We start from the raw sequence: 23,087 nt of genomic DNA on the forward strand, positions 1-23,087 counted from the left end.
TCCTTTGTTCATTATTCTACACTGGTTTATCGCTCTGCATTTTGTTCTATTACGCTACGTAAACCGTCTAAAGAGTAAAGGCAACATCCTCTCAAAATGCTGCCTTTTAGAGCTTTTATTGTTTAACCTGCTCAAGACCCTGTTCTTCAATAATTTGTTTCGCTTGAGGCGATTTCACAAATTGAATAAGTTCTTTTGCGACTTTTGCATGTTCAGAGTTTTTACCAATGCCAGCAGCAAACACGGTGACTTTTTGATAAGGGGCAGGAATTGGACCGACTAAATCAACTTGACCATATTGGCCAGTAAAAGGTTTGATTTCACTAATTTGCTGGAAACCAATATCGAACTGACCTTCAGCAATACGTTTTGCAACACGGTCACCGACTACTTTTTCTGCTTTACCAGAAATCACTTTGTACTCGACAGGTGGGAAGCTTGGGAAAACATCTTTTTCAAGATGCGTACCGCTTGCACTTGCTGAATAGCCAATGTGCTTGGCATTTAATAAAACTTTTTCAAATTTTGCCGCAGAGCTAATGTCTGGCTTTGGTGCACCTTTAGGCACAGCCATGCCAATGCTTGAATTGACTAAAGCACTTTGTGAATTTGGGTCTACATAACCTTTTTCTGCAAGCTTGTTCAGTTCAGGAGCAGCCAACACCACCACATCAAAATGTTCACCACGATCAAGTCGGTTTGGAATTGCCGTTGGCGATGCACCCATAGATGAACCAGACGAAAGGTGAACCGTGTGACCAGTTTGCTTTTCAAATATTGGAATGAGTTTTTCCATAGATGAATAAAAACCGCCTGAGCTAATCACTTCGAGGGTATCTGCGTTAGCAAGGGTTGAGCCTAAGCCTGCACCAGCTAGGCAAATGGTCATGAAGATAGGGGACTTTTTCATAGTATCTCGCTTTAATGATAGGAGAGCACAGTACGGCTGCAACATGCGCCGTACTGTTCATTAAAATTTCAGGTTAAGGAGTTGTTTTAAGCGCTAACCTTTGCAGGTTCAGCAATCGCGTCAGATTTGTTCTGTTTAGAACCGCGACATAGATATAAACTTGAGATGAGACTACATACCGCAGCGAGCATCAGCCAGTACGCTGGTGTGCTTGCATTGCCTGTGTTTTCCACAAGGTAAGTACATGCCATTGGCGTCATACCACCAAAAATAGCGGCTGCAAGACTAAACGCTAAAGAGAAGCCAACTGTACGTACACGTTTTGGCATTACTTCGGCAAGTGTTGCGACCATAGTCCCGTTGTACATACCAAAGAAGAACGAGAAGTAAGCAAGCGTGATCAGTAAGTTTGAAAAACTAATGTCGCTCACCAACCAGCTTAAAACTGGATAACTGGTAAAGATCGCAAGTGTCGTAATACCCACTAACACTGGACGGCGACCAATTTTGTCTGAAAGTAAGCCACCCATTGGTAACCAGAAGAAATTCGATAAACCCACAAACACGGTTGCTAACAGGCTATCTGTGACCGACATTTCTAAAGTACGTTTTGCATATACTGTGGTGTAAACCGTAATAAAGTAGAAGGTGGTTGTGGTCATCGCACTCATCATCATACCTGCAAGTACGATGCGCCAGTTGCTCGCCAGTGTGCTGAAAATTTCTTTGGTTGAAGGATGAGTTTTTTGCGCTTTAAATGCTTCAGTTTCCTCTAAAGTACGACGGAATAAGAAGATTAAAGGAATGATTAAACAACCAATTAAGAACGGAATACGCCAGCCCCATTCACTCACTTGCGCATGAGTTAAGACGGTGTTGAGCCAATAACCAAATAACGCAGCAAACACCACCGCAATTTGTTGGCTACCAGACTGCCAGCTTGTGATAAAACCACGGTTTTTATCGGTTGCAATTTCTGCAAGGTAAATAGACACACCGCCAGATTCAACACCTGCCGAGAAGCCCTGTAATAGGCGTCCAATGACCACCAAAATAGGAGCCATAATACCAATGGTGTCATAACCCGGTACAAAGGTAATTAAGATTGTACCAATAGCCATGAGGCTTAAAGTCACAATCAAACCTTTACGGCGACCGATTCTGTCGACATAAGCACCCAAGAAAATAGCGCCGAGAGGACGCATAAGAAAGCCCGCAGCAAATACGGTAAATGTCATCATTAACGAGACATATTCATTTTCAGAGTGGAAAAATTTTGCTGCGATATAAGTAGCATAGAAACCAAAAAGAAAAAAATCGTACTGTTCTAAAAAGTTGCCACTCGTTACATTTAATATTTTTTTAAAAGTAGCCCTACGGTTATTAACGACATCCATTGGAGACCTCCTTGGCCTGACAAAATGGAAACATTCACGATCTTCAAAGTTTGGACGTAAATTGATTCAATCAATAAACCTAAATAGGAAATGGGTTAGAGATGAGATTTAAAGGTGTCCTTGGTAGAAAATGTGATGCCTTGTTTCCAGTTAAAACTACACATCTATATTTCGATAAACAGAAAACCACTTATCATTCGTATAAAAATGTAATCTTAAAAAGCAGGGAGGAGTGAGAGGCGAAAATTAATTAGGTATTTAGAAAAATTAATGACCCTTTAAACAATAATTTCAGAACATGGCCAAATTTGGTTTTGAATCAACTCTTTCACACATGCCTTAATGGCTGACTTGGCAGCAAGTGCAGCGGGTGATAATTCTTCTTCTGCAAGGCTCACTAAGTAGTTAATTCGTTCCACTTCTGGGTCAATCACTTTAAGCAATTGCAGCTGATGTTTGTATTCTTGCAGGCAGGCACTTCCGGGGCGAACACTGGCAAGGTCGAGGTGAATTAGACTGTCCATGAGTAAGTGTAAGCCATCAATTTCATAGACGACATTAAGCTGTCCAATCTTGTGCTCAAGCAGCTTTCGTAAGCTATGACGCTGACGTGGCAACACTAAAGGAATGTCGCCAATTTGCTGCGACTGAATAATGCCGCTTTTAATGCAATCGCTAAGACCGTATTTTTCAAGCACTTCTTTGCGTGCCATCAAGTACATTTGCTCGCGTACCAAGGGCTGTATAGACCACTGCTTATCAATCTCATTAGTAAAAATAATCGCGATATCAAGCTGACGCGAGTTAATGTACTGAATGAGATTACCTGACAGGGTTTCCACAATCTCTAAACGAATGTCTGGATAGCGTTCAGACATTAGTTTCATTAAAGGGATGCCAATTAAAGCGGTAATAGTCGGTGGAAAACCAAGGCTCACATGACCAGATAGCCGCGCAGAATGCGCAGCATCTATGGCGAAGTTCACTTGACGCAAAATCAGTTGTGAGTGCTTTAAAAAGGCAAGGCCGGCAGGTGTAGGCGTGACACCAAAGGCATTACGCTGTAATAAGCGAATGCTTAGCTCTTGTTCGAGCTTGCTAATTTGCTGACTAATCGCCGAAGCGCCAACATCGAGTTTTTGGGCAGCTTTACCAATACTGCCTGATTCAACCACCGTCAAAAAATACTTTATTTGCTTGATTTCCATAATAAATGTATTCGCTCATCATCCTTGATTTATAGAGATATGAAGGATTGGGAAATCTATCATGCGTTTTAATATTAACAGCAATATATAAAAAAGTTTCTTAAAAAATCACTCTCTAGCCTAAAAGTCCAATCAATTTTTATGGTTAATAAAAAGATGATGTTTTGCTTACAGCTACACAAACCCTAACTCTTCAATATGGCATCTACGGTCAAATCATTGGCGTTTGGAGCTAAGCATAATCGTTCAAATCTACATAAAGTGAGGAATCAAAATAAAAAATATCCAGGATGGATCTATGAATTTTGTTGTGAATAAAAAAATATTTATCTTAGGAATAACTTCAATTTGCACAAGTACATTACATGCTGCTGCATTTGATAAAACAGGGCAGTCTGTAGCGGCATTTTTACAACCGGGCAACTATTTTGAAGCAAGTTTAGGAATCACAGATGCTGATTTAAGTGGTGTAGAATCGGGCACAAACCCGTCACATCATTCAATTTCAGATATCGCCAACACCGATTATCGACCTACCGCAGCGTTAAAACTACAGTTAGCACCGCAGTATTCATTTGGCTTGCTTTACGATCAACCATTTGGTGCCGACACAGAATATTCAGGCCTAAATGGCTTTGTTGCAACGCCAAAAGACACAGTTATGTTACCCGGCATTACAACAGCAGGGCTTGCCAATGCTACTTCTGGTCAGGCTCCTACAGGAAATGCAAAATCAGAATTTGATATACAAAATTTAAGCTTTATTTTGGGATATCAACCCACAAAAAACTGGAATCTTTATGCGGGGCCAGTCTATCAAACCTTTAAAAGTCAGGTTGAATTAAGGGGTAATGTATTTAGTCTTTATAACGGCTATGACTTTCACACCAAAACTGTAGGTGACTTGGGATGGTTAGCAGGGCTTGCCTACCAGATTCCAGAAAAAGCTGTGAAAGTCTCATTAACCTACCGTTCAGCCATTACTCACAAACTAAACGCGACTGAAAATGCCCCACTCATTGAGATGTTAAGCACTCAACAAGGTCGTGATTTAGTTAATCAGCATCTAGACTACATGATTTCTATTAGTCAGATGACTCCACAAAAGAAAGCTTACTTAAATCAGATTATTGGCAATTTGCCAGAACAAGAAGATGCAGGTACAACAAAATTTAAATCTCCAGACTCAGTGAATTTGGAGTTCCAGACAGGACTTCGTCAGGGAACGTTACTGTTTGGTAGTTTACGCTGGGTAAATTGGAGTGACCTTGCTTTGCAACCTTATCGCTTCGGTGAGATCTCAAAAGTTGTTGGCGTACTATCAACGCCAAGCCGTCCGGAAGGTTTTAATTTGGTTCGTTATTATGATGACCAATGGTCTTTAAATTTGGGTTTAGGACAACGCTTTTCGCCAAAATGGTTAGGTTCTGTGTCAGTTGGATGGGACTCAGGAGCAGGAGATAAAGTGTCAACGGGTGGCCCAACTAAGGGATATTACAACTTGGGCGTGGGTGCTCAATATAGCCCGACATCGCGATACTTTATTTCTGGTGGCGTGAAGTATTACTGGTTAGGCGATGCAAAAGCTCAGCTTGGCGCACAGGCGGGTAGTGACTATTATGTAGGTGAGTTTAAGGATAACCACTCAGTCAGCTATGGCTTAAAAATTGGATATAAATTTTAAAATTAAATCAGTCATTTATAAGGTTTTAATTTCATGAATAAAATCATTAAAAACAGCCTATTTTTAGGATTATCGACTTTCATTGCAAGTTATGGAACTCTCCTTCATGCGGAAGCAAGTCCAACAACTTTGCCAGCGGTTTCGCAAAAAGCGTTAACTATTATTGATGGCCAAACAGAATGGTTAAGCAAGGTCTATAAAGACATTCATGAACACCCTGAACTTGGGTTTATGGAAACGCGTACTTCTGCCATTGTTGCCAAAGAGCTTAAGTCACTAGGTTTTGATGTTAAAACGGGAATAGCCAAAACAGGCGTGGTCGGTATTTTAAAAAATGGTGAAGGGCCAACAGTCATGTACCGTGCCGATATGGATGCCAATACTGTTGAAGAAGCGACTGGTCTACCATATGCGAGTAAAGTACGAGTAAAACTCGATGATGGAACTGAAACACCTGTAGCACATATGTGCGGTCATGATGCACATGTGACATGGATGCTCAGCATGGCAAAAACATTAGTGGCTTTAAAAAAGGAATGGAGCGGAACTATTATTTTAGTCGCGCAACCTGCCGAAGAGCCGATCACAGGTGCAAAAGCTATGGTGACCGATGGCTTATGGACAAAATACAACTTACCAAAACCTGATTATTTCTTTGCCGTGCATACCACACCTGCACCTGTGGGCGTGGTCATCAATGCACCGGGACCACGTATGGCGGGAACCGACCAGCTTGATGTTTTATTTAAAGGTGTGGGTGGGCATGGCTCATTACCAATGCTCACCAAGAACCCGATTAGCATGGCTGCAAACGCAGTGACTCAATATCAAACCATTATGGGTAATGCAGTTGATCCGCAACAAGCAGCAGTGTTATCGATTGGCTCAATTCAGGCTGGAAACTCGAATAACGTGATTCCTTCTACGGCATTAGTCAAAATGAATTTGCGCTGGTTTGATCCAAAAGTGCGTGAAACCATGTTAAATAATATTAAGTCTATGAGTGAAGGTGCCGCCCAAATGCAGGGTATGGGTAAAGATCAATTACCTACCTTTACGTTTAAAGGTTCGAGCACACCTGTAGTTAACAATAAAGAATTTTCGGCACGTTTAAATGGGCCTTTAAAGGCACTATTGGGCGATAAACATGTTCTAACTGAGTATCCTGCGGTTATGGGGTCTGAAGATGTTCATCATTTGTTAGGCGACCAAAAAGATATTCCTTTTAACTTTATGTTTATTGGTGTGGCAGACCCAGTTGTGTTTGCAAATGCAGTCAAGCAAGGCAAACCTGTACCTTATATTCCACATAGTCCAAACTACATTGTTGATTTAAAAGCTTTGCCAGTTGGTGCCAAGGTCACTACAGTTTCGATGTTAGAACTACTCACTAAAAAGTAAGTTACTCATAAAAAAAGATGCATTCACATGCATCTTTTTTATCTAAGTTTTTAAAAGTTAAGAGCAAGCCAAATATTTTTCTCGATAATGGATAGGTGATAAATCGGTCCAGCGGCGAAACGCGCGGGTAAAACTACTTACATCGGTAAAGCCAAGAATATAAGCAATCTCAGTAATATTATGGCTTGAGTTTTTAATATACGATAAGGCGAGTTCATGCCGAGTCTGATCAAGTAACTCACTATAAGAGGTGTTTTCGGCAGAAAGTTTGCGTTGCAGACTCCGTATGCTTAAGCCTAGACTTTTCGCAACGTCTTGTTGTTGAAAATCACCTGTAGATAATTTTTCAATTAATTTTACTTTCACTCGTGCCAATATATTTTCTTTATCGAGCCGTGCCAGATAACGATTAATAATTTCATCATATTCTTGAGTGAGAGTCGGATTTGCACCTTCTAGTGGTTGTTCTATCGTTGCCGTATCAAACACAATCATATCTTTGGGTGCATTAAAAACAATCGGAGCTTTTAAAATACTCTGAAAAGTTTCTAAATCTTCGGGCTCTGAACGTCTAAGTTCAATGCGTAATGGCGAAAAAACAGAGCCTTGTAAAGCACGACTTGAGCGAATAAAAACGGAAATAAATGCATCGATAGATTCGGGCTGAACTTCGTCGGGAACATGAATAACGAAATAATGGTTATTTCCTTGTCCATAAAACTCTAGCTCTGGAATATCCGTAACCACACGAAAATAACGAATAATTCTTAGAAACATCTCTTTTAGTGTGGTGCTAGTAATCAGTGAATGCCCTAACACATGAAAAGTATTTTGGTTGACTTGGCTGGCAACTTTAAGGCCAAAACATGAATCTTGAGTTTTCTGAACTGCTAATTTCCATAAATTTGCTGTTTGTTTTAATGAATATCGTGCATCAGGATTACTCAGAGCCTGAATATCTAAACCTGCTTGTTGTAATAAAGGTTGACTATCAACACCGGCTTTTTCGAGCGCTTTTTGAATCGCTTTCACCCAGCTAGCCAGTGCCGTTGCTGTCTGTGGCATGTTATGTCCTATAACTTGTGATTCATATTCCTCTGAACAGTATAAAAGATTCAAAACTAAAAAATCTTTTGTTTATTCTGAATCTTTTTATTTTGGCATCCATAGCCAATAGATTGGCGTTTCGAGCTAAGCACACTTAGGGTGATCTAAATAAAGTAGAGGCATGAAAAACTGAGGAATAACGGATGACCTATATTTATAAAAATCCTGCCGGAATGACCGATAGCGAAAAAACGGAACATATTAAAAAAGTAGTAACAGCAGAAGGCGTGGCTTTACGCAAACGCCACCCTATTTTGAACCATCAAAATGCCATTGGGGCGATGATTCTATTTATATCTTTGGTCAGCATGATAGCGACTGCCGTGCTCTATATAAATCATCAACTTTCAGCTTGGTTTGCAATTCCAATTATTGCTTTTTTTGCATCGCTCACCCATGAGTTAGAGCATGACCTGATTCACTGGATGTATTTTAGAAAGAAACCATGGGCACATCATTTAATGATGGGCTTAGTCTGGTTAGCTCGACCAAGTACCATTAACCCGTGGAAACGTCGTGAGCTGCATTTTAACCATCATAAAAACTCAGGCACCGAAGTTGATTTAGAAGAAAGAGCTTTAACCAACGGAGAACAGTGGAGCATACGTCGTCTCATCGCGATTGGTGATAACGGCTTGGCGGTCTTGTTCCGTATTATTTCTGCAAGCAATTGGACTGTTAGAAAAGTAATTTTTAAACGTGCATTTATGGCCTATTTCCCGCTAGGAATTATTCACTGGTCGCTGTGGTATATCTTCTTAGGTTTTCACGCAATTGATGCTGTTGCAGGTTGGGCGAATGCACCGATTGCATGGTCAGCTACCACTTTAAATATCATGCATGTAGTTAATATTTTGACTGTTGTTTGGGTTGCACCGAATGTGCTGCGTACCTTCTGCTTGCATTTTGTGACTAGTAATATGCATTACTACGGTGACGTTGAATTGGGTAATGTCATTCAACAAACTCAAGTATTAACACCGTGGTGGATGACTCCGTTCCAATTGTTTTGCTTTAACTTTGGTTCAACGCATGCCATCCATCATTTTGTGGTGAAAGAACCATTCTACATTCGCCAAATGACCGCACCAGTTGCCCATAAAGTCATGCGTGATATGGGAGTGCGGTTTAACGATGTTGGAACCTTTAAAAGAGCAAACCGTTGGAACGTAAATGATTTATCAGAATCAAAAAGTTAAAACATAGCTTTTTATCTCACTCAAATGGACTGAGTTCTGTACGAAGCACTCAGTCCATTAACCATAATTTCACTAAAGAGTTTCTTAAAAATTAAGTGCCTCTACTGAAAATTAGTAAAAAGCAGAATCACACCCAACACACATAAAATAGAACCAATTACCTTATTAATCTGAGCTTGTTTGGCTAACATTTTCTGTCTTAAGAGCATTGAAGAGAAAAGCACAGCCACCAGTGCAAACCATATAAAATGGGCAAATGACATAAAAAAGCCATAAGCTAAAAGAATGCTTTCAGGCGTGGTTAAACTCACAATTTGGGTATAGGTACTAATCACAAATAGCGTGGTTTTAGGGTTCAGGGCATTGGTAAAAAAGCCGTATTTTATGGCTTGAAAAGTGCCTATAGCGTTTAAAGCAACAGCATCTAAAACAGGTTTTTGCGTAAAGGTTTTATAACCAATATAGATCAGGTAAAGTGCGCCAATGTACTTAACAATAGTCAAAATTTGTGGCGTATAAGCCATCACAAAGGCAACCGCAACTAACGTATAGGTCACATGCACCAACACACCAAGCGATATGCCGAGTGAAGTGAAAACCCCTATTTTTCTGCCATACAGATAACTATTTTTTGTGACGATCGCGAAGTCAGCGCCGGGGCTTACCACTGCCAAAATCGTAATGAGAATAACCGCAATAAACTCTGCCATTATCTTGTACCCTCAGTGAAAACGAGGGATCTATTCTGTACTTTTTGGAATGTATTCGAGAGGAGAACTGTTTTACTTAAAGCTACTATCCTTTTGGTGAGAAAGATTGCGGCTTTACATTTATGAAGATAGATATAGATATTTAAAATATTTTTCATCATCTAAAATAGGTTTTAATAAAGGTGATTTTTATTTTGAACAGAAACCTAGAAATAAAAATCGATAAAAACGACTACATATCTATGAGTTTTTGGAATGATCGAAAGAATATCGCTGAATTCACTAAAATTTTTCTATTTTGTGGCGAAGTATGGCAGCGTGACTTTAGCCGCAAAGAAATTATTTGTGACGCAAAGTGCCGTTAGTAAACAGATTTATAATTTAGAAGAAGCTTTAAATACGACTTTATTCGACCGAAAAAATAAAACGCTTGTGATGACTGAGCAAGGTGAAATTTTATTGAGTTGTTGCCATCAAGTTTTTGGTCAACTTGATGAATGTTTAATAGAACTCAGCCAGCCCAAAACTCATAACAAGCAACTAGTTTTGTCATGTGAACCCACTCTTTCCATGAAATGGCTCATACCGCGGTTATCAAAATTTAAAAAGCTCGGTCATGATTTTGAAGTGGTGCTACTTACCGCAGGTGGCGTGGTCGATTTTGAAAAAGATAATATTGATATCGCGATTCGTAGAAATGACTTTGATTGGGGAGAGCATATTTATAGCGAAAAGATTGCCGATGAATATATCGCTCTAGTTCAAGCAACCAAGCCATCGGAAACTAACGACGTACTCATTTCGACCTCTAGACCGAATTTTTTCAAAAGCATGAGTCGTATTGCTGAGTTAAAGCAAAGTTTAAAAGGCTACACTAAAGTTGAACTCGAACATTTTTATCTATGTTTAGAAGGCTGTTTGGCTGGACTCGGAGCTACAGTTATCTCAATTTATATGATTGAAAAAGAGCTTGAGTGGAACGCAATACAAAAAATTTCACCAATCGTTCAAGACGGTTCAGCCTATTTTCTACTTTCTCATGGTGCTTTTGAGGAAGATCCACGCAAAACTATATTTTTAGAATGGCTAAAAGCAGAGATGAGTGAGATTCAGCATAAATTGCTTTAGATTAATTCTTTTTATCTAAGTAAAAGTTTTTTAATCTATTGAAAATAATCATAAATTATAAAAATTACAGGCATTAAAACGAGAGCGCCGTATGTCTCGTTTGTGCTGTCTAAAACTCTCTAAGATGAAAAATATTTAACTTCATACTTATTTATTAAACCCTAAACATGAATTTCACTCAGTTTTGAATGAGACTAAATCATTTTTATTCATGTTCTGATTGCGGTATAAATCTATTCATGCTCTGAAGCGCTCCAGTAATTCACTTTTTGATAAGACCATAAGGCACAAAACTGACAAGGCTGGAAAGTTCAAAAAAGAGCTCGAAATTTTTTTAGGTTTTATCTCAGAAATTAGGGTACTGATCAAAATGAGTAAAGAATTTACATTTACGATTAAGAGTATTTGTTTCGATGAGAACTATCGTCCAGCAGACAATACGCGTATTACCACCAACTTTGCTAACTTGGCGAGAGGGATGAGCCGCGAAGAAAATTTGCGCAATACATTACGGATGATCGACAATCGTTTCAATGCCTTAGCTCATTGGGACAACCCTAAGGGCGACCGCTATGGCGTTGAACTTGAAATCATTTCAGTTGAAATGAATATTGATGCCGAAAACCGTACGAGCGGGCTTCCTCTCATCGAAATATTGAAAACCAATATTGTTGATAAAAAGACCAATGAACGCATCGAAGGTATTGTAGGTAACAACTTCTCGTCTTATGTACGTGACTATGACTTTAGTGTGTTGTTGTTAGATCACAACAAAAACAAGTCTACGTTTAGCACGCCAGAAAAGTTTGGTGAACTGCACGGCAACTTATTTAAGAGCTTTATTAACTCTGAAACTTACAGAGCCAACTTTAAAAAGGCGCCTGTGATTTGCCTAAGCGTTTCAACAACTAAAGAGTACCACCGTACTGAAAACGAACATCCTGTTTTGGGTGTGGAATATAAGCAAGAAGACTATTCATTAACCGATGAATATTTCCAAAAAATGGGCTTAAAAGTTCGCTACTTCATGCCGCCAAACAGCGTTGCGCCGTTAGCGTTCTATTTTACTGGTGATTTGTTGAGTGATTACACCAACCTTGAGTTGATTAGTACCATTAGTACGATGGAAACCTTCCAAAAGATTTACCGTCCTGAAATTTACAACGCAAATTCAGTGGCTGGAAAATCTTATCAACCAAGCTTGAAACACCAAGATTATTCACTTACTCGAATTGTGTATGACCGTGAAGAACGTAGCCGTTTGGCTATAGAGCAGGGGAAGTTTGTTGAAGAGCAATTTATCAAACCATACCAAGCGATTCTTGAGCAGTGGTCTGCGAATTACGCTCCTAATTAATCAACATACAGGTCATTTAACATGAAAAAATTACTACCGACTTCAACTGCTGGCAGCTTACCTAAACCGTCTTGGCTTGCAGAACCTGAAAAGCTTTGGTCACCTTGGAAACTCGAAAACGAAGGCTTAGTTGAAGGTAAAAAAGACGCGCTACGTTTAGCACTTCACGAACAAAAACTTGCGGGCATCGACATTGTGAGCGATGGTGAACAAACTCGCCAACACTTTGTGACGACATTTATTGAACACTTAAATGGTGTAGATTTTGAGAAGCGCGAAACTGTTCGTATTCGTGACCGTTATGACGCAAGCGTACCGTCTGTTGTTGGTGCTGTGTCTCGTCAAAAGCCTGTGTTTGTTGAAGATGCCAAGTTTTTACGTCAGCAAACTGATCAACCAATTAAATGGGCATTACCTGGCCCAATGACCATGATTGATACGCTTTATAATGGTCACTACAAGAGCCGTGAAAAACTTGCTTGGGAATTTGCCAAAATCTTGAACCAAGAAGCGCGTGAGTTAGAGGCTGCTGGTGTAGACATTATTCAGTTTGACGAACCTGCATTTAACGTCTTCTTTGATGAAGTAAATGACTGGGGTATTGCGACTTTAGAGCGTGCAATTGAAGGTCTAAAATGTGAAACTGCGGTACACATTTGCTATGGTTACGGCATTAAAGCCAACACCGACTGGAAAAAGACACTCGGTTCAGAATGGCGCCAGTACGAAGAAGCTTTCCCGAAACTTCAAACTTCTAACATTGATATCATCTCGTTAGAATGTCACAACTCGCGTGTGCCAATCGACTTGCTTGAACTCATTCGTGGTAAAAAAGTCATGGTGGGTGCAATTGATGTCGCATCTAACCAAATTGAAACACCTGAAGAAGTGGCGAATACACTACGTAAAGCACTTCAGTTTGTAGATTCTGACAAGCTTTACCCTTGCACAAACTGCGGTATGGCGCCTCTTTCGCGTGAAGTGGCACGTGGCAAGTTAAATGCGTTAACGGCAGGTGCAGAAATTGTTCGTCGAGAACTTACGGGTTTTGAACTTACTGCTTAATATTTACCAATACAATGGTATAAAGGGTTACTTTTTTGATGGCTATTGATAATCAAAGCAGTAACCCTCATTTCACTTATTACATGTAGTTCTAAACAGGACTCATGTCGATACAGTGCCTTCCTGATGGAGTTGGGCGGTATAGCAAAACACACAGGAAAAGGTACGGTTCAATTTAGGAATAATGTCATGGTTCAAGCAACAGACTTTAGAAATGCAATGTCTTTACTCACAAGTGCGGTTAGCGTTGTGACCACGGCAGGCATGTCTGGCCGTTTTGGATTTACTGCCTCTGCTGTTTGTAGTGTGACTGACACACCGCCGACATTATTGGTGTGTATGAACCAATCTGCGAGTTCACATGCACATTTCCTAGATAACAAAATCTTAACGGTAAATGTTTTAGGTGCGTATCACGAACATATTTCAAAAGCATTTTCATCTAAACTCACGCCAGAAGAACGCTTTAAACATGGCGAATGGATTGAGTTAGAAACAGGTTCACCTGTGTTAGACGATGCTTTGGTAAGTTTCGATTGTGAGATTGAACAAATTCAACAAGTCGGCACACATACGATTTTTATATGTCCGATTGTAGCGATTAAACAAAGCCAGCATGACCAAAGTTTGGTTTACTTTAACCGCGCTTATCACCAAGTGGGGCAGACTGAGATTGTCTAATTCCACGCGTTTAGTTGTTTCTGAAATAGCGAAATGAGGGCCTAGGAACAATCCTATTTACAAGTTGTTTCACCGGGTTCAGGCTCTCGGATTTCTAGCTTATTGTTCTGTTCTACTACACAAATACGTGTATCGAAAGTTTTGTATATATCTAAAGTAATGTCATAAGCCACATTCTTTTCAAATGCCTTTAGAGGAATTTTTACACAATCTTTCTCTTCTATTGGCAAAGGAACATTTGAATATTCTTTCTCATAAGTGCTTTTGTAGCCGTTTGTATAGTCAGCTTTCGCCACAAAAATCAAAAATTTATTATCAAAAGAATAATGCGTTTTTTTAGGGTTATTGGTAAAGGCACATACATAATCTTGATGTAGTGTAACTTCTAATGGAAGAGGGCCTTGGCTACAGCCATTTAACAAACACCCAGTTGTTAATATTAAAATGGACTTTGAAGATAGTCTTATCATTTATGTTCTCGTAAAGTTCTAAAAAATATTCAAAATCAAAAAGTAAAATTCATGCCGTTTAGCTTACCGTATCTGACTCTTTTTAAAAAATTAATAAATATAATTAAATATAATATCTTAAATAATAGTTAAGATAATCTAATGAAAAACAATAAGATATTTAATCACTTGTCATAAAAGCGACATTGACACTTCTAAACTCTCAGATTATGCTTTGCGTGCTGGCCACATTGCCAGCCGGTTTTAGCAGACCGTGCTCAAGAACATTGAAAAAATTCATTTTTTTGATGTAGACTCACTCGTCCCCCTTTTTGTAGCGGTAGGACGGAAGGGGGACACCTTCGGGTGTGCTGGGTCTTGAGCCAGTCTGCTAACCCCCTTTCGTTCTGCCACCATAAGTCCAAATAAATGCTCTGGCAGAACTCCAAAAATCAGGAGTTGGCTATGCACATCCATCATTTCTTGGTACTCGGTGCCAAAAGCTATAACAACACAACTTAAAAAATTACAGCAGCTTGAACGCCCTAAGGTTTTCAGGCTTTACGTCATTTTTACTTAAAACTTAGCAAAACAAAACTTGAGATGTGCCAAGCACCGTCTTGCGGCTTTGCTGTGCCTTTTTTTCTCCCAAAAAGGGCACAGGCTTTTTATCTCATGCAGAAACAACAAGAATTTAAAAAGGTAAAACTATGCCAACTTTAGAAATATCATCCAAAAAATTACAGGTTATTCAAACCGCCATCCAACTCTTTACCACTCGTGGCTTTCACACCTCAGGCGTAGACCTGATTGCTAAAGAAGCCAACATCACCAAATCCACGTTTTATAAATATTTTGGTTCGAAAGAACACCTGATCGAAATGTGCATCGCCTTTCAAAAAAGCCTGCTCCGAGAAGAAGTGCTCTCTATCATTTACTCAAACCGTTACTACACTTCAAAAGATAAACTCAAAGAAATTATTGTTTTACATACTAATTTAAACAGCCTGTACAACCTTTTACTTAAAGCCATTTTTGAAATAAAACTGCTTTACCCACAGGCCTACCGTATGGCGGTTGAATACCGAAAGTGGTTACGCCATGAAATTTTTGATCTGATTTTTTGCGGGGAAACCCGCGAGCCAAAATTCGATGCCGACATGGTGGTAAACCTGATAGATGGTTTGCTGCTACAGGTTTTAAGCTCAAATAGTGTGGATGAAAGGAATGTAGTGGTGGAGAGGTTTTGGGGGAATGTATAAGAATAAGCTGATCTTAAAATAATAGCTATTAATCAGATAGAGATTTAAAATAATATGAGTAATTTATAAATAAAGAATAAAGGTGATATTTTTATGAGCTTAATATGAGTATAATTGTTTAATTAAACTACAATATATTATATGACTGGTTTATCTAAAATATTATTGGAAATGAGGTAAAAGTGACTCAAAAATTAATTAAGTTCGGCTTTGATTTTCGTAGTGAATTATTATTGGATGAAATTTTACAAGCTTTAAAGTTTTGTCCAGTTCAATACAATATTGAGCAAATTAGCGAACAACATTACTTTTTTGAAGTCAATGAACCGAAAGAAAAGTTACTTATACTTAATTTTATTAATGATTTTTATTTGCGAAGAGAACTCAATGCAAAGATAGCACCTGAGCAAAAATCATTTGTCGATGCCATTATTAGAGCGAGTATTAGTAAATAAAATGCTTTTTAGTAATACTGAATTAATGCCATTTAACTTTAAAAGAATGGCAAATGATAACTACCTGATAACAAGTGTTACGGGTGATTTTGAATTTATTTCTAATGAAAATTTAAGAAAATTAATTGCGAAAGATGAGTCCTTAGATATTGAGCTCTATCTTAAATTAAAATCTAAATTTTTTTTAATAAGTAAAAAGGCTGTTGGAACGAAAAGAGCTTTAGCATCAAGATTACATTCAAAAAAATCGACTATTTTAAATGGCCCTGCATTGCATATCATTGTGGTAACTATTCAATGTATGCATTCATGTTCGTACTGCCAAGTAAGTCGTCAGCAAGAAGGAGATGAATTTACCATCTCACGGGAAGACTTGTTTTTAGCTTGCGATACTATATTTGAAAGTACTTCGGAAACTTTGACTGTTGAGTTTCAAGGAGGCGATCCCTTATTACGATATGACTTAGTGAAAACCGCTATTGAGTACATTAGTGAAAAAAATAAGCTACACAATAGATTAATTCGTTTTGTAGTAACAACTACATTGCACCAGTTAACATCTGAAATGTGCTTATTTTTTAAAGCACATCAAGTTGTATTATCAACAAGTATAGATGGTCTTGCTGATTTGCATAATAGGAATAGACCAATTGCTAATCGTGATGCTTATGAAAGAACTATTGAAGGTTTAGAACTTGCACGTAAAGAGCTAGGGCAAGATTCTGTTTCTGCATTAATGACATCTACTCGTAGAAGTCTGAATTATCCTCATGAAATTGTAGATGCATACGTTAAATTGGGTTTTAAGGATATTTTTATTCGTGGTCTAAGCGATTATGGTTTTGCTAAGAAAAACTCAAAACGACTTGCTCCAACTCATAATGAATTTTTAAATTTTTATTCAAAAGCATTAGAACGAGTTCTTTATTGGAATAATCAGGGATATGAACTCATAGAGGTACATGCTGCAATTTTATTAAATAAAATTTTATCTCCTTTTGATCAAGGCTATATTGATTTGCAGAGTCCTTCTGGAGCTGGGCTTGGTTGTATAGTTTATAATTACGATGGATATGTTTATCCAAGTGATGAAGCCCGCATGCTTAAAGAAACAGGTGATATATCATTGCGTTTGGGTAAGATAGGAGAGTCATTATCTCAATTATTATCATCTAATTTACAAAGAAATATTATTGCATCAAGCCTTAATTTTAATGATCCAAGCTGTAGGGAGTGTGCTTATTCATCTTATTGTGGGCCTGATCCAATTAGTGCCTATAATGAATTTAAAATGATGACTCCACCTACTCATCTAACTAGTCATTGCAAGCGATACATGGGTTTGTTTGATCTAATTTTTAATAAATATCAAGATTCAGAAAGTTTCAGAAAAATAGCAAACCGATGGGCTTTTAGTAAGTAGATATGTAATGAGAAAAATAAAATTAGAGTCAGTTACACAATATATGCCACAAATCTTTAGAGTTCTTAATCCTAATAGCTTACATACGGAGTGGTTACCTGATCAATCTATTCTTTTGCCAATTACTACTATTCAAGAAGTCGGAATTTTTGATAGGTATATTGAATCTGGTTTAGATAATCTATATCCAATTTATAGTTCAGATTTAATGGATATTGTTGGTGAAAACAAACTCTTTATTCCAGAAGGTCAAGTATTAGAAGCTAATGATGTGGTTGCCATTGATCTGCATAAAAAGAATCTAAATGTGCTTTTACGTGCGAGTGATACTCATCATACTTTATTCCTCACTAATAGATGCAATAACTATTGCATCATGTGTTCTCAGCCACCTACTAAGCATGATGATTCATGGTTAATAGAGCAGACATTAGAAATAATTAAGCATCTCAGTTATGTACCAATGAACATTGGTTTAACGGGAGGTGAACCATTATTATTAGAAAAAAATTTAAGATTAATTATAGATACCATTCACTATAAATTTCCTTCAACTAAGATTGATGTATTAACAAATGGCCGTTTATTTAGTAATTCTGAGGTAGCTGAATCGGTATTATCTAATCTTGAAACTAAAGTTAATTGGCTTATTCCTTTATATGGACACGCAGATCTCTTACATGATTTTGTGGTGCAACAGCATTCGGCTTTTGAAGAGACCCTAGAAGGCTTCTATGTTCTTCAAAATTATGAGCAGCCGATACAATTACGAATTGTTCTAGTTAAGCCAGTATTAGAGAACTTGATTAATCTTTGCAATTATATCCGTTCGAATCTTCCTTTTATCAATGAAGTTGCATTTATAGGATGTGAGCCTATTGGTTTTGCATTAGCGAATAAGGAACTTAGTCAGGTTGATATTAAGGATTGGTGGGCGCAATTAGAAAGTGCTGTTGATATTTTAATGGAATCCAAAATTCGTTTTCTTTTTATGAATATTCCTTTATGTTGCTTGCCTGAAAACCTATGGGAGTTTGCAGCACAGAGTATTTCAGATTGGAAAAATACTTATGATCCAGTATGTCAGGAATGCGATTTAAAAGAGAAATGCTGTGGTTTATTTAGTTGGTATAAAAATGGTTGGATGCCATCTACTATAAAACCAATAAAAATTGTTGAAACCAAGTATGAATAATTTGCATAATATAAGTATTAAATAAAAAATTATATTTGTGGGAGTTGAAGTGTGAGTAAATTTATAAAGTCTTTAGCAATTTTTGCAGCTTCTGCTCCAATTATTAATAATAAAGCCACTGCTGCTGTTGGGGTAAATGTAGATACTTATGATAATTTAGAGCCAGTTTCTATTAGACCTCTTAACTACGAGTATGAGAATATGTTTGCTGGACATAGAAGTCACTCTAGTCACAGTAGTCATTCCAGCCATTCTAGTCACTATTCTGGCTCGGGTTATTCGGGTTACTCTAGCTCTAGAAGTCCTGTTTATTCTGTTCCTGCTTATACTCCGCCGAGTTATGCTAGTTCAAGTAATTCTGTAAAAAAAGTGACTACACCATCACCTAAATCTACTCCTTCAAGAACTAACTCTAATATTATAGTAAAAAATTATTCTAATATCCCAACACGAACTAATACAGCACCTCAATCATATTATGATAATGGTGCAAGTTTAAATAATGTTTCGACAGAAAACGATCCAGTTTTAATGCGAGTTTTGCAAGTGAAACGTGTACAAATGGCTCTAGTAAATCGTGGGTATTATTCAGGGAAAATTGATGGTGATTTAGGTAAAAACACACGTAAAGCTATTGCTAATTTTCAAATAGATAAAAATCTAACTATAAATGGTCGAATGACTACAGAATTATTAAATAGTCTTGGTGTTTTAGCAGTTAATTATTCTGAAGAGTAATTAACTGCTAATATTTTTAGAGATAGATCATCTTAGTAAATATTATTTCTAGTTAGAAGAGTTCTCATTAATAAAATAAGCTCACGACTAGATTATTTACTGGTCGTGTAAAGCTAGTTAGGTTGTTCCCGCAACTTCTACAAAGAATTTTCATACTCCACATAACCATCTTCAATTGCAGGAATAATCTCTACAAACTCAAAGTAGGGCACTGTACAAAATTCAGAGTCTCGAATCGCATCAATCACAAAATAATAATCTTGCAAAGAAGTCGTCTCAAACACAGCAATATCACTGGCTTTAGTGCTAAACGCTTCAACGTCATACCAGCGAACTTTTACAGTGGGGTACTTCTCAAAAATAGGCTCAAGCTTCTGTGCACTAAACTCAGCCCGCTTTTCACGAGCTAAAGCCAACCAAGCAGGCAAAGCTCTTAAATGAATAAAAAAAGTATAGGTTCTAGACATAACCACTCCATGACTGGGCCGAGTTGTAGTTCAACTGAAAAGACAGCATTTGCTTGTCATATCACCATGACTCAGTCAGTATATGAGTGATTACTCACATTTAATACTCGCATTTCGGCCCATGTCAGAAACCCTCCCAGACCCACGCAAACGCCCGCGTCAAGCACGCTCAGTGGCTACCTTTGAAGCAATTTTAGAGGCGGCTGCTCGCATTTTAGAATCTTTAGGCTTTGCTGGATTTAACACAAATGCCGTGGCTGAACTTGCTGGCGTAAGCATTGGTAGCCTATATCAATACTTTCCATCTAAAGATGCTTTAATCGTTGAGTTAATTCGACGTGAGCGCGCTAAGCTTTCAAGTCATATTGTTGAAGCTATACAGCAACACGACGCCGCAGACTTAAAAGAAAAATTAAAACTCATCATTCAGGCTGCTGTGCAACATCAATTGAGCCGTCCACAGTTGGCGCGAACTCTAGAGTTTGCTTCTGAAATCATTGGAAAAGACATTGAGGAAAGTGAGCTTCAACACGAACTTGAAACCATAATTTCTGATCTGTTTATATGCTTTGGCATTTCACATGCACAGACAGTAGCACAAGATGTGATTGCGTTAAGTAAAGGAATGATTAACTCAGCAGGTATAGCGGGGGAAAGTGATTTAGATCATTTACAGCAGCGAGTTGAAAAGGCTGTATTTGGTTATTTGGATTTGAGCTAGCGAACATAAGCCAATGTTACAGCGACACAACCCATGTCATTATGAAGAAAGAGCATATAGATTTGATAAATTCTTTGGAAGATGCTTTTAGATACTCGAATTAGTTAAGTGTATGTATGCAGGATAGGGCAGTGAGTTATTGTAAGAAGGATTTAGATTAGAGTGGATATTTATCTGCTTTAGAATTAATAGAGATTACATGAAATTGTGGAGAGTTGATCAATAAGTAATCCTGAAAGGTGACAAATCATTAAAAAAGCCCAAGTACTATGAGTTGGGCTTTTGATAAAAAATAAAAGTATGATTTATGTCAGATAAAAATTACATTTCGCATAAGGCGTATTAGGTTAATTTTAGAAAAATTAAACTTAAAATCAATTATCTCTTCGTATCTGTAAGAGCTTAACAAATAAAGTATAATTAACATTCATATCTTATTAATTTCAAAGAGTTGCTTGTGTCATTTCAAACCCCTATAAGTATATCTGAAGCTATTCTAAATATAGATCAAAACAAATATTTACTACCAGCAATACAACGTGAATTTGTTTGGTCACATGACAAAGTTGAATGGTTATTCGATTCAATAATGAGAAACTATCCAATTAGTTCTTTTTTATTTTGGGAAGTAAATGAACAAACAGCTAAAGGATATAAATTTTATAAATTTATATCTGAATATCGAGAAAGGTATAAAACTCATAATGATGAAATATCTACAAATGGTTTAACATCTTTTAATGCAATTTTAGATGGACAACAGCGACTAACATCTTTATATTTAGGATTAAAGGGGAGTTTTGCATATAAAGAATATAGAAAAAAATGGGAAAATACTGAAGTATCAATACCAACAAGACAGCTTTACTTGAATATAGATCAAGAACTTAATAATGAAGAAGATGGTAGAGTATATGAGTTTAAATTTTTAAGAAATCAAGATACAAAGAACCAAATAATATATAAATCAAGTACCAATGTTAATTGGTTTAAAGTAGGTGAAATTCTCAATTTAACAAATGATGAAGATTTAGATAATTTTGTCGAAAACTTAAATGGAGCATTTGCAAGAAAAGCTATTCGCCAACTTAAGCGAACAATTAATGACTACAAACTAATTAATTTCTTTTTAGAAAAAGATCAAAATATTGATAAAGCTTTAAATATTTTTATACGTATAAACAGTGGTGGTGAACCTTTAAGTTTTTCAGACTTGATCATGTCTATTGCTGTTGCTAATTGGGAAAAAAAAGATGCTAGAAAAGAAATTCATCAATTAGTAGACAACATCAGAGATAAAGGCTTTAGTGTTAGTAAGGATTTAATTTTAAAGACTTTTCTTTATTTATATAGCACTGATATTAAATTCAAAGTTAATAATTTCTCGAAAGAAAATGCTCAATTATTTGAGAAAAAATGGGATGAGATAAGAGATGCTCTCTTAGAAACTTTCAACTTACTTAAAGGGTTTGGCTTTAATGACTACACATTAACATCTAAAAACTCTATTCTTCCAATAGTTTACTGGATATACCACAATAAAATTTATAAAGATTTTAGCACTAAAATTGAATATAAAAATCAACGACTTGAAATTAAAAAGTGGTTGCATATAAGTCTATTAAAACAACTTTTTAGTGGAACATCTGACTCTGTACTTTCCCAAATAAGAAGAGCTTTTAGCGCTGAAAAATTAACAACATCTTCATACCCAATACAAGAAATTTTTTCATTTGTGAAAAAAGATATCAGTATTGGAAGTGAATTTATTGAAGAGTTATTAAATATTCAATACGAAGAAGCCCAATCCTTTTCTATATTGGCTTTATTATTCCCACATTTAGATTATAAAAATAATTCTTTCCATAAAGATCACTTACATCCTAAAGATGAGTTCAAAAACTTATCTAATGAAGATAAAACCAAATACAGTTGGAGAGAGTACAACTCTATAGTTAACTTACAAATGCTTGATTCAAATGAAAATATGTCAAAAAATAATTTACCTTTAGATAAATGGATTGAGAATGAAACTATTTATAAAGAGTCTCTTAAAGACAATTTCTTAGTAAATCATTTACTACCATTAGAATGTGATTTTGCAATTACTGAGTTTGATAAATTCTTTATTGCAAGAAAAAATATCTTATTTAATAAACTCTATGAAATTTTAAAATAAGTACTAGAAATGGAATAAAAATCTAAGCTCACTCAAAGTTCCTAATAACCATTAAGTTGATGGTGGACATTGAGTGAGTTCATTTAGTACTACCTACTCTAAAGTTTTCAAGAAATTCCTTTTTCAAAGAATTGAAGGAATCCTTATTTGAAATTATAGGAGGTATATAACTTCATTTAATATAATGGGCGTTATCTGAAATAATATTTAAAAAACTGATTTAAATCAGATTCTTAAAAATTTTTTTACCATAAAAAAGAAAAATTCCGTTTTTGACATGAGTTGGCTTTTTTATGAGTAGATTTGATAGCTCCCGCTAATCATTTTAACTAAAATTACTCTGTATAACTT

Annotated in this window: 21 protein-coding genes; 14 read left to right on the forward strand and 7 right to left on the reverse strand. The window is 36.9% G+C overall.

All coding sequences use genetic code 11. From position 1 onward, the window contains the following. Positions 1-115: 115 nt before the first annotated feature. The 3 genes from ACIF8R_RS16180 to ACIF8R_RS16190 all read right to left on the reverse strand — a co-directional run bounded on the left by ACIF8R_RS16180 (position 116) and on the right by ACIF8R_RS16190 (position 3,515). Positions 116-910 (reverse strand): substrate-binding domain-containing protein, encoded by a 795-nt coding sequence (locus ACIF8R_RS16180; RefSeq protein WP_396481916.1) that lies wholly within the window; start codon positions 908-910, stop codon positions 116-118. Between the two features lie 86 nt (positions 911-996). Beyond that, complete coding sequence (locus ACIF8R_RS16185) at positions 997-2,307, reverse strand: MFS transporter (RefSeq protein WP_191000678.1); 1,311 nt, start codon at positions 2,305-2,307, stop codon at positions 997-999. A gap of 278 nt (positions 2,308-2,585) precedes the next feature. After that, the gene (locus ACIF8R_RS16190) at positions 2,586-3,515 is read right to left on the reverse strand and encodes a LysR family transcriptional regulator (RefSeq protein ID WP_032050009.1); all 930 of its coding nucleotides are present in this window, start codon (positions 3,513-3,515) and stop codon (positions 2,586-2,588) included. A 298-nt stretch (positions 3,516-3,813) separates the two neighbouring features. Here ACIF8R_RS16190 and ACIF8R_RS16195 point away from each other — a divergent pair, with 298 nt between their 5' ends. Together ACIF8R_RS16195 and ACIF8R_RS16200 are read left to right on the forward strand one after the other, a co-directional pair. Next, the gene (locus ACIF8R_RS16195) at positions 3,814-5,199 is read left to right on the forward strand and encodes a long-chain fatty acid transporter (protein ID WP_396481918.1); all 1,386 of its coding nucleotides are present in this window, start codon (positions 3,814-3,816) and stop codon (positions 5,197-5,199) included. Positions 5,200-5,232: 33 nt separating this feature from the next. After that, on the forward strand, positions 5,233-6,600 hold the full coding sequence (locus ACIF8R_RS16200; RefSeq protein WP_396481920.1) for an amidohydrolase: 1,368 nt from the start codon (positions 5,233-5,235) through the stop codon (positions 6,598-6,600). Positions 6,601-6,657: 57 nt separating this feature from the next. Here the strand turns inward: ACIF8R_RS16200 and ACIF8R_RS16205 are convergent, their stop codons facing one another. Beyond that, positions 6,658-7,665, reverse strand: a complete 1,008-nt coding sequence (locus ACIF8R_RS16205) for an AraC family transcriptional regulator (RefSeq protein ID WP_233930547.1) — start codon at positions 7,663-7,665, stop codon at positions 6,658-6,660. Positions 7,666-7,880: 215 nt separating this feature from the next. Between ACIF8R_RS16205 and ACIF8R_RS16210 the strand changes: the two genes are divergently transcribed. Next, positions 7,881-8,906 (forward strand): fatty acid desaturase, encoded by a 1,026-nt coding sequence (locus ACIF8R_RS16210; protein ID WP_396481948.1) that lies wholly within the window; start codon positions 7,881-7,883, stop codon positions 8,904-8,906. 101 nt (positions 8,907-9,007) lie between these two features. On the opposite strand, the gene ACIF8R_RS16215 is transcribed toward ACIF8R_RS16210, so the two are convergent. Further along, entirely contained in the window at positions 9,008-9,616 is a 609-nt protein-coding gene (locus tag ACIF8R_RS16215) for a LysE family translocator (RefSeq protein ID WP_396481922.1), read from the reverse strand. Positions 9,617-9,871: 255 nt separating this feature from the next. On the opposite strand from ACIF8R_RS16215, the gene ACIF8R_RS16220 reads away from it, so the two are divergent. The 4 genes from ACIF8R_RS16220 (at position 9,872) to ACIF8R_RS16235 (ending at position 13,847) form a co-directional block, all read left to right on the forward strand. After that, entirely contained in the window at positions 9,872-10,744 is an 873-nt protein-coding gene (locus ACIF8R_RS16220) for a LysR family transcriptional regulator (RefSeq protein ID WP_396481924.1), read from the forward strand. Between the two features lie 370 nt (positions 10,745-11,114). Continuing rightward, the gene (locus ACIF8R_RS16225; RefSeq protein WP_020992410.1) at positions 11,115-12,101 is read left to right on the forward strand and encodes a DUF1852 domain-containing protein; all 987 of its coding nucleotides are present in this window, start codon (positions 11,115-11,117) and stop codon (positions 12,099-12,101) included. Positions 12,102-12,122: 21 nt separating this feature from the next. Beyond that, complete coding sequence (locus ACIF8R_RS16230) at positions 12,123-13,166, forward strand: methionine synthase (RefSeq protein WP_396481926.1); 1,044 nt, start codon at positions 12,123-12,125, stop codon at positions 13,164-13,166. A 189-nt stretch (positions 13,167-13,355) separates the two neighbouring features. After that, on the forward strand, positions 13,356-13,847 hold the full coding sequence (locus ACIF8R_RS16235; protein ID WP_396481928.1) for a flavin reductase: 492 nt from the start codon (positions 13,356-13,358) through the stop codon (positions 13,845-13,847). Positions 13,848-13,900: 53 nt separating this feature from the next. Here the strand turns inward: ACIF8R_RS16235 and ACIF8R_RS16240 are convergent, their stop codons facing one another. Then, positions 13,901-14,317 carry an NF045616 family extracytoplasmic (lipo)protein gene (locus ACIF8R_RS16240; protein WP_004703602.1) on the reverse strand — a complete coding sequence of 139 codons (417 nt, stop codon included), beginning with the start codon at positions 14,315-14,317 and terminating at the stop codon, positions 13,901-13,903. Between the two features lie 689 nt (positions 14,318-15,006). Here ACIF8R_RS16240 and ACIF8R_RS16245 point away from each other — a divergent pair. The 5 genes from ACIF8R_RS16245 to hxsA all read left to right on the forward strand — a co-directional run bounded on the left by ACIF8R_RS16245 (position 15,007) and on the right by hxsA (position 19,369). Further along, complete coding sequence (locus ACIF8R_RS16245; protein WP_396481931.1) at positions 15,007-15,558, forward strand: TetR/AcrR family transcriptional regulator; 552 nt, start codon at positions 15,007-15,009, stop codon at positions 15,556-15,558. A gap of 182 nt (positions 15,559-15,740) precedes the next feature. Further along, positions 15,741-16,013 (forward strand): hypothetical protein, encoded by a 273-nt coding sequence (locus tag ACIF8R_RS16250; RefSeq protein ID WP_135925382.1) that lies wholly within the window; start codon positions 15,741-15,743, stop codon positions 16,011-16,013. Next, entirely contained in the window at positions 15,982-17,436 is a 1,455-nt protein-coding gene (gene hxsB / locus ACIF8R_RS16255; protein ID WP_304403147.1) for a His-Xaa-Ser system radical SAM maturase HxsB, read from the forward strand. The genes ACIF8R_RS16250 and hxsB overlap by 32 nt, the downstream gene beginning before the upstream one ends. Before the next feature lie 7 nt (positions 17,437-17,443). Then, positions 17,444-18,631, forward strand: coding sequence for a His-Xaa-Ser system radical SAM maturase HxsC (gene hxsC, locus ACIF8R_RS16260; RefSeq protein WP_396481934.1), 1,188 nt, complete (start codon positions 17,444-17,446; stop codon positions 18,629-18,631). A gap of 51 nt (positions 18,632-18,682) precedes the next feature. Beyond that, a complete protein-coding gene (hxsA, locus tag ACIF8R_RS16265) occupies positions 18,683-19,369 on the forward strand; it encodes a His-Xaa-Ser repeat protein HxsA (RefSeq protein ID WP_396481936.1) in 687 nt (228 codons plus the stop codon). A 137-nt stretch (positions 19,370-19,506) separates the two neighbouring features. Here hxsA and ACIF8R_RS16270 read toward each other — a convergent pair whose 3' ends face one another. Next, entirely contained in the window at positions 19,507-19,836 is a 330-nt protein-coding gene (locus ACIF8R_RS16270) for a darcynin family protein (RefSeq protein WP_262728922.1), read from the reverse strand. Between the two features lie 121 nt (positions 19,837-19,957). Between ACIF8R_RS16270 and ACIF8R_RS16275 the strand changes: the two genes are divergently transcribed. Both ACIF8R_RS16275 and ACIF8R_RS16280 read left to right on the forward strand, forming a co-directional pair. After that, positions 19,958-20,557 carry a TetR/AcrR family transcriptional regulator gene (locus ACIF8R_RS16275; protein WP_396481938.1) on the forward strand — a complete coding sequence of 200 codons (600 nt, stop codon included), beginning with the start codon at positions 19,958-19,960 and terminating at the stop codon, positions 20,555-20,557. A gap of 457 nt (positions 20,558-21,014) precedes the next feature. Further along, on the forward strand, positions 21,015-22,736 hold the full coding sequence (locus tag ACIF8R_RS16280; RefSeq protein ID WP_396481940.1) for a DUF262 domain-containing protein: 1,722 nt from the start codon (positions 21,015-21,017) through the stop codon (positions 22,734-22,736). Positions 22,737-23,087 lie beyond the last annotated feature (351 nt).

It is taken from the genome of Acinetobacter sp. ABJ_C4_1, from assembly GCF_044538495.1.
GTDB lineage: Bacteria > Pseudomonadota > Gammaproteobacteria > Pseudomonadales > Moraxellaceae > Acinetobacter > Acinetobacter nosocomialis_A.

Coding starts and splice junctions, on each gene's coding strand:
- ACIF8R_RS16225 (WP_020992410.1), top strand. CDS start 11,115: ATGAGTAAAGAATTTACATTTACGATTAAGAGTATTTGTTTCGATGAG.
- ACIF8R_RS16205 (WP_233930547.1), bottom strand. CDS start 7,665: ATGCCACAGACAGCAACGGCACTGGCTAGCTGGGTGAAAGCGATTCAA.
- ACIF8R_RS16195 (WP_396481918.1), top strand. CDS start 3,814: ATGAATTTTGTTGTGAATAAAAAAATATTTATCTTAGGAATAACTTCA.
- ACIF8R_RS16200 (WP_396481920.1), top strand. CDS start 5,233: ATGAATAAAATCATTAAAAACAGCCTATTTTTAGGATTATCGACTTTC.
- ACIF8R_RS16275 (WP_396481938.1), top strand. CDS start 19,958: ATGTCAGAAACCCTCCCAGACCCACGCAAACGCCCGCGTCAAGCACGC.
- ACIF8R_RS16245 (WP_396481931.1), top strand. CDS start 15,007: ATGCCAACTTTAGAAATATCATCCAAAAAATTACAGGTTATTCAAACC.
- ACIF8R_RS16235 (WP_396481928.1), top strand. CDS start 13,356: ATGGTTCAAGCAACAGACTTTAGAAATGCAATGTCTTTACTCACAAGT.
- ACIF8R_RS16230 (WP_396481926.1), top strand. CDS start 12,123: ATGAAAAAATTACTACCGACTTCAACTGCTGGCAGCTTACCTAAACCG.
- ACIF8R_RS16185 (WP_191000678.1), bottom strand. CDS start 2,307: ATGGATGTCGTTAATAACCGTAGGGCTACTTTTAAAAAAATATTAAAT.
- hxsB (WP_304403147.1), top strand. CDS start 15,982: ATGCCATTATTAGAGCGAGTATTAGTAAATAAAATGCTTTTTAGTAAT.
- ACIF8R_RS16240 (WP_004703602.1), bottom strand. CDS start 14,317: ATGATAAGACTATCTTCAAAGTCCATTTTAATATTAACAACTGGGTGT.
- ACIF8R_RS16215 (WP_396481922.1), bottom strand. CDS start 9,616: ATGGCAGAGTTTATTGCGGTTATTCTCATTACGATTTTGGCAGTGGTA.
- ACIF8R_RS16190 (WP_032050009.1), bottom strand. CDS start 3,515: ATGGAAATCAAGCAAATAAAGTATTTTTTGACGGTGGTTGAATCAGGC.
- hxsC (WP_396481934.1), top strand. CDS start 17,444: ATGAGAAAAATAAAATTAGAGTCAGTTACACAATATATGCCACAAATC.
- ACIF8R_RS16180 (WP_396481916.1), bottom strand. CDS start 910: ATGAAAAAGTCCCCTATCTTCATGACCATTTGCCTAGCTGGTGCAGGC.
- ACIF8R_RS16220 (WP_396481924.1), top strand. CDS start 9,872: ATGATCGAAAGAATATCGCTGAATTCACTAAAATTTTTCTATTTTGTG.
- ACIF8R_RS16210 (WP_396481948.1), top strand. CDS start 7,881: ATGACCGATAGCGAAAAAACGGAACATATTAAAAAAGTAGTAACAGCA.
- ACIF8R_RS16270 (WP_262728922.1), bottom strand. CDS start 19,836: ATGTCTAGAACCTATACTTTTTTTATTCATTTAAGAGCTTTGCCTGCT.